The organism is Amycolatopsis sp. NPDC058278 (assembly GCF_042881395.1).
Classification (GTDB): Bacteria; Actinomycetota; Actinomycetes; order Mycobacteriales; family Pseudonocardiaceae; genus Amycolatopsis.
Genome location: NZ_JBHVXZ010000235.1, coordinates 1 through 5,946, shown reverse-complemented (window position 1 = coordinate 5,946; position 5,946 = coordinate 1). Strand labels below are relative to the sequence as shown.

The following is a 5,946-nucleotide window of genomic DNA, read 5'->3' as shown; positions in this document are numbered from 1 at the left end:
CAGCAGTGTAGAACGGGATGTGTGACGGCAATGGCTATGGAAACTCTCCAGCTCCACGATGCTTTCGCCGTCCTGGTACCGGGCCCCGAATTAGGATCGTCGGAGAGTTCCGACAGCGGAGGCGAACAGTTGACCGTTCCACTATTCACCCAATCAGCGTCGTTTTCGGAATTGTGGCCCGCCACGAGCAGGCACATTATCGACGTGCTGGACCGCGGAAAGTACTCACATGGTCACAAGGTCGTCGAATTGGAAGCAGCGCTGGCCGCGTACACCGGCGCGAAGTACGTGGTGGGGGTGAACAGCGGCACCGACGCGCTGGTTCTCCTGCTGCGCGCGTGCGGCCTGCGCCCCGGTGACGAAGTGGTGGTGCCCGCTTTCTCGTTCATCGCCTCGGCCTCCGCCGTGGTGCTCGCGGGCGGCCGTCCGGTGTTCGCCGACATCGAGCCCGACGGCTACGGCCTGTCCCCCGCCTCACTTGCGGCCGTGACCACCGAGCGCACCCGGTTCGTGATTCCGGTGCACCTGTTCTGCCAGCCCGCGGACATGACGGGAGTCGGTGAGGTGGCCCGGCGGCTGGGGTTGACCGTGGTGGAGGACAGCGCCGAGGCGATCGGGATGCGCTACGGCGGCACGCACGCGGGGCTGCTCGGCGCGGGCGGGGTGCTGTCGTTCTTCCCGACCAAGACCTTGGGCGCGCTCGGCGACGCGGGCGCGGTCCTCACCGACGACCCGGTCGTCGCCGAAACCGTCGCCGCCCTGCGCCACCACGGCCGGTTCGGTCCCACCGCCGGCCACTTCCCCGCCATCAACACCACCACCGGCGCGGTCGGGGTCAACAGCAAGATGGACGACCTGCAGGCCGCGGTGCTGCTGGCCAAGCTCGGCCGCCTGGACGCGGACATCGAGCGCCGCGCCGCCCTCGCCCAGCGTTACACCGAACTGCTCGCCGACGTGCCGGGGGTGCGGAAGCTGCCCTCGGTGCTGCCGCGCCGGGCCGACGTGCGCGGGGTGTTCTACGTGTACGCGATCGAGGTCGAGCGGCGGGACGAGCTGGCCGCGCACCTGGCCGCGCGCGGCGTGGGGACCGAGACGTACTACCCGATCCCGTTGCCCCTGCAGCCCTGCTTCGCCGGCCTGGGCCACCGGCCCGGGGACTTCCCCCACGCCGAGGCCGCCTGCCGGCACGCGCTCGCGCTGCCGCTCTACCCGGACCTGCGGGAGGACGACGTCGCCCGGGTCTGCGACGAGATCCGCGACTTCTTCCGCTCCGCGGAGGCGGTGTGAAGATCCCGTTCTTCCCGCCGGATCTCTTCGAAGACGACCGCCAGGTGCTGCTGGACGTGGTCCGGGAAGTGGCGCTCGACCCCGAGCAGCGGTTCATCCTCGGGCGCCGCACCGGGCACTTCGAGACCGTCATCCGCGACGCCGTCGGAGCGGCCGACGCGGTCGCCTGCTCCAGCGGTACTTCGGCGTTGACGCTCGTACTGCGCGCCATGGGCGTGGGACCCGGTGACGAGGTCGTGGTCCCCGCCTACGGTTGTGCGCCGCTCGGGGCCGCCCCCGCGCTGCTCGGCGCCACGCCGGTGTTCGCCGACATCGACCCGGCGACGATGGTCGTCGACCCGGTCGAGGTCGAGAAGGCGGTCACCGGGCGCACCAAGGTCGTCATGCCCGCGCACGTGTTCTCGGTGATGGCCGACATGCCGACCCTGCGCGTCATCGCCGACGGCGCCGGTGCGCGGCTGCTGGAAGACTCCGCCGTCGCCCAGGGCGGCGTGCTCGGCGGCCGGGCCGCGGGCACCTGGGGCGACGCGGGTGTCTACTCGTTCGTCCAGGTCAAGACGTTCGGGATGCCCGGCGAGGGCGGCATGGTCGTGACCGGCGACCCGGAAATCGGACGTGCCGTGCGCATGCTGCGCAACCACGGCCAGGACGGCCGCACCCGGTTCCTGCACCACCGGATCGGCGTGAACAGCCGCTTCGACGAGGTCATGGCGGCGTTCCAGCTGCGCCGCCTGCCGGGGCTGCCCGCGCGCCTGGAACGCCGGGCCCGCATCGGCGAGTACTACACCGAGCGGTTCACCGGCCTGCCGGGCGTCGCGCCACCGCCGCCCGGCCGCGACGGACGCTGCTTCTACGTGTACTCCCTGCTCGCCGAGCACCGCGACGCGCTGCACGACCACCTCGCCGCCCGTGGCATCGGCTCGCACGTGTACTACCGCTCCCCCTTGCCGCGCCAAGCGGCGTTCCGCACCACCGGCCGCGACTGGCCGGCGGCCGAACGCGCCTGCTCGCGGCAGCTCGCCATCCCGATCCACCCCCACCTGACCGACCCGCAAGTCGAGCACATCGCCGACGAAGTGTGCCGGTTCGCCCGCAGTTGAAACGGAGACCCCCATGCCGCACACCACCCCCGCTCCCACCGCCGACGCCGTCGCCCTGGAGTGGCACCGCCGGGCCGCGCGCCCCGGCCTGACGCGCGTCATGCGCGCATCCCAGCCCGCCGGCCTCGCCGGGACCACCACCGAACGCACCCGCGCGATCGTCACCGAGTGCCTCCGGGCGATCGCGCCCCGCACCGCACTGGAGATCGGCTGCGGCATGGGCAGGCTCACTCCCACCATCGCCGCGCAGGCCCGTGCCGTGCTGGCCGTGGACCTGACGCCCCGGATGCTCGACCTCGCCCGCGCCGAGTGCGCCGGCCTGCCGCACGTGCGGTTCGCCCGCGCCGCCGTCCAGCAGCTGCCGGTACCCGCAGAGCCGTTCGACGTCGCCGTGTGCGTGTGGGTCCTCATGCACGTGCTCGGCGAGGACGACCTGGCCGAAGCGTGCCGCCGCATCGCCGCCTCCGCCCGGCACCTGGTGCTGGTGGAGTACGAGCACGCCGACATCCCGGTGGGCGAGTACTCGCGGCTGCGCGACCTGGACGCCTACCTCGAGCTGCTGCCGGGGGCCCGGCTGGTCGAGCGGCGCGACGTGTTCTACGGCGGCGACCGGTCCTTTGCCGCCCTGATCGCCCTGGAGGGGCACCGGTGACCACCTCGATCACCTCCACCACCACCCGCGCCTACGTCCGGCTGGCCAAGCTCGACATCGTCGACTACTACCTCGGTGTCCTGGTCGTCGGGACGCTGCTGCCCGCCGCGCTGCGCTTCGACGGCGGTGTGCTCGCCACCGGCGGGCTGTTCCTGCTCGGCGAGGTGTTCGTCATCGCCGCGATGGTGGCCCTGGACGACCTCACCGGCTTCCGCGACGGCAGCGACGTCGCCAACTACGCCCCCGACGACCGCAAGCGCCGCCGCTACCGCAAGCCGCTCGTCGCCGGGACGCTGACCGAGGACCAGGTGCTGCGGTTCGCGTGGGTCACCGGGATCATCGGGGCGCTGCTGTGGATCGCGGCGATGATCACCGCACCGCACACTCCTTTGTGGACGGTCGTGCTGATCGGCGTCACCTACTTCTTTTCCGTGCAGTACTCCTGGGGTGTCAAGCTCAGCTACCACGGCTTCCAGGAGTTCTTCATCGCCGCCCTGGGCTGGGCGCTCGTGCTGGCGCCCTACGGACTGGCCGTGGGCTCGCTCGACGGCGACGTCGTCGTGCAGGCGCTGCTGTTCGGCCTGGGACCGCTGCTGTTCGGCGTCTACTCCAACACCAACGACATCAAGGGCGACCGCCGGGTGGGCCGGCCCACCGTCGCCGCGCTCACCTCGCCGCGCGGGAACATGCGCTTCATCTTCGCCGTCACGGCCGTGGAGGCCGCGCTGATCGTCTGCGGGCCGTGGCTGGGCACCGTGTGGTGGTTCCCGGTGGCGCTGCTGCCGACGCTCCTGCTGCGGGCCCTCCAGCTGCGCATCGCCTTCGGCCAGGGCGACATCCTGCGCGCCCGCCTCCTGGGCATCCGCATCCACCGCGTCACCGTGGTGGCGCTGGTCGTGGTGAACCTGCTGTGAGCGCCGAAGAGGACGTCGTCGTCATCGGGGCCGGCGTCGCCGGGCTGGCCGCCGCGCACGCGCTGCGCCTCGCCGGCCGCTCGGTGCGCGTGCTGGAGGCCGCCGACGCCGTGGGCGGCCGGATGCGGACCCTGCGCACCGGCGGGTTTCTCGTCGACACCGGCGCCGAGCAGGTGCCCGAACGGGGCTACCCGGCCACGTGGGAGCTGCTCGGGCAGCTGGGTGTGGATCGGGCCGCGGTGCCCCGCATCGGGCGCCACCTCGCCGTGTGGCGCGGCGGCCGCGCGCGGCCGGGGCTCGCTCACCCCCGCGGTCTGCTCACCGGCGCCGGCCTGAGTCCGCGCGCCCGGCTGGACCTGCTGCGGGTGCTGCGGGTGCGCCCGCACTTCGACCACCCGGAACGCGCCGTCCTCGGCACGGTCGCCGAGTTCGCCGGGGCCTTCCACCCCGACGTGCTGGATTACCTGTGCCAGCCGGTCGTGTCCGGGTTCTTCGGCTGGCGGCCCGAGCGTTCGGCCGCGGCGCCGCTGCTCGCGCTGCTGGCCGCCGCCGGACCGGCGAACACCTGGCGCACCTACCGCGACGGCATGGACACCTTCGCGCGCGCCTTGGCCGCGTCCCTGGACGTCACCACCGGCGTCCGGGTCGACGGCGTGGTGCCGGAGTCCGGATCGGTCGTGGTGCTCTGCGGCGACGACCGGATCCGCGCGCGGCAGGTCGTGCTCGCCGTGCCCGCACCGGTGGCCCGCGTCCTGCACCTCGACGCCCCCGCCCAGGACGCGGAGTTCCTCGCCGCCACCACGTTCACCCCGGTGGTCAAGGCGCACTTCATGCTGCCGACCCGTCCGGCATCGCGTTCTTACGCGATCGTCGTCCCCGACGCGGAGGACCGGGTGGTGTCCACGCTCATCCTCGACCACGTCAAGCACCCGGGGCGGGCACCCGCCGGACGGGGCCTGGTCACGGTGATGGCGAATCCCGCCGTCGCTCCCGGCCTGCTCGACGCCACCGACGCCGAGGTGACCGCCGTCCTCTCCGGCGCGGCCCTGCGGTTCCTCCCCGCGCTGCGCACGGCCACCGGCGTCCTGGTCACCCGCTTCCGCGACGCCCTGCCCGAAGCCACCCCGCGTGCCTTGGCCCTGCGCGCCGCCTTCTCCACCCGGCCCGTCACCCCCGTCGAGTACGCCGGCGACTGGACCGGGCTCGTGCCATGCAGCGAGGCGGCCGTGCGCTCCGGACAGCGCGCCGCCGCCCGGCTGCTCTCCACCCACCCCGCCAGGAGGGAACCCGTATGAGACCCCACGACATGGGCACCCTGTTCGACGAGGTCGCCGCGCGCGGCACGCACACCACCGTCGTGCTCGACCGGCCCTTCGACATCGCGCCCGGCCGGGGCACCGAATTCACCGTGCCCCAGCTGGCCGGCCTCGTGGAAGAGGCCGCGGGCTGGCTGCACGCCGCCGGAACCCGCCCGGGCGAGCGGGTCGCGATGGTCAAACGCAACCACTACGACTACGACCTGCTCGCCTGCGCGGCGATCCGGCTCGGCGCCGTACCCGCCCTGCTGTCGGGCGAGCTGCCCGGCGACGTCCTGGAAACGCTGCTCGAGCGCCTGAAGCCGGCGGTCCTCGTCACCGACCGGCCCGTCCCGGCGCACCACGCCCGCCGCGTGCTGTCCCTGGCCACCCCCGGCGCGGGGGAACTCGCGCTCGACGACGTGCGGGGCACCCGGGCCCCCGCGCCCCGGCACCGGCCCGACGACGACCCGCTGGTGATCAACCACACCTCCGGCACCACGGGCACCCCCAAGCTGGTCGTCCACACCACGCGCACCATCATCGACCGGCTCGCCCGGTTCGAGGCGCTGCGCGTCCCGGTCGTGGGCACCCGCCGCGACGACGTCGTCGCCAACGCCTCCTCCTACGCCCACGGCCGCCCCTTCTGCTGGACCGGCAGCGTGTTCTGCCTCGCCCCGCGCAAGATCGTGCTGCTG

Annotated in this window: 6 protein-coding genes; all 6 read left to right on the top strand. The window is 73.2% G+C overall.

Annotated features, from left to right (window positions below; translation table 11 throughout):
* The first annotated feature begins 204 nt into the window (after positions 1 to 204).
* A complete protein-coding gene (locus ACFVYA_RS49155) occupies positions 205 to 1,287 on the top strand; it encodes a DegT/DnrJ/EryC1/StrS family aminotransferase (RefSeq protein ID WP_387055468.1) in 1,083 nt (360 codons plus the stop codon).
* Complete coding sequence (locus tag ACFVYA_RS49150) at positions 1,284 to 2,387, top strand: DegT/DnrJ/EryC1/StrS family aminotransferase (RefSeq protein WP_387055466.1); 1,104 nt, start codon at positions 1,284 to 1,286, stop codon at positions 2,385 to 2,387. Before ACFVYA_RS49155 ends, ACFVYA_RS49150 begins: the two co-directional genes overlap by 4 nt.
* A gap of 13 nt (positions 2,388 to 2,400) precedes the next feature.
* Complete coding sequence (locus tag ACFVYA_RS49145; RefSeq protein ID WP_387055464.1) at positions 2,401 to 3,039, top strand: class I SAM-dependent methyltransferase; 639 nt, start codon at positions 2,401 to 2,403, stop codon at positions 3,037 to 3,039.
* Positions 3,036 to 3,953, top strand: a complete 918-nt coding sequence (locus ACFVYA_RS49140) for a UbiA family prenyltransferase (protein WP_387055462.1) — start codon at positions 3,036 to 3,038, stop codon at positions 3,951 to 3,953. Before ACFVYA_RS49145 ends, ACFVYA_RS49140 begins: the two co-directional genes overlap by 4 nt.
* A complete protein-coding gene (locus ACFVYA_RS49135; RefSeq protein ID WP_387055460.1) occupies positions 3,950 to 5,248 on the top strand; it encodes a protoporphyrinogen/coproporphyrinogen oxidase in 1,299 nt (432 codons plus the stop codon). Before ACFVYA_RS49140 ends, ACFVYA_RS49135 begins: the two co-directional genes overlap by 4 nt.
* Positions 5,245 to 5,946, top strand: a 702-nt coding sequence (locus ACFVYA_RS49130) for an AMP-binding protein (RefSeq protein ID WP_387055458.1), incomplete at its 3' end; no start/stop codon positions are given. The genes ACFVYA_RS49135 and ACFVYA_RS49130, both read left to right, overlap by 4 nt.

Bases quoted from the DNA above. Each gene is read 5' to 3' on its own strand.
- ACFVYA_RS49145 (WP_387055464.1), top strand. From the start codon at position 2,401: ATGCCGCACACCACCCCCGCTCCCACCGCCGACGCCGTCGCCCTGGAG.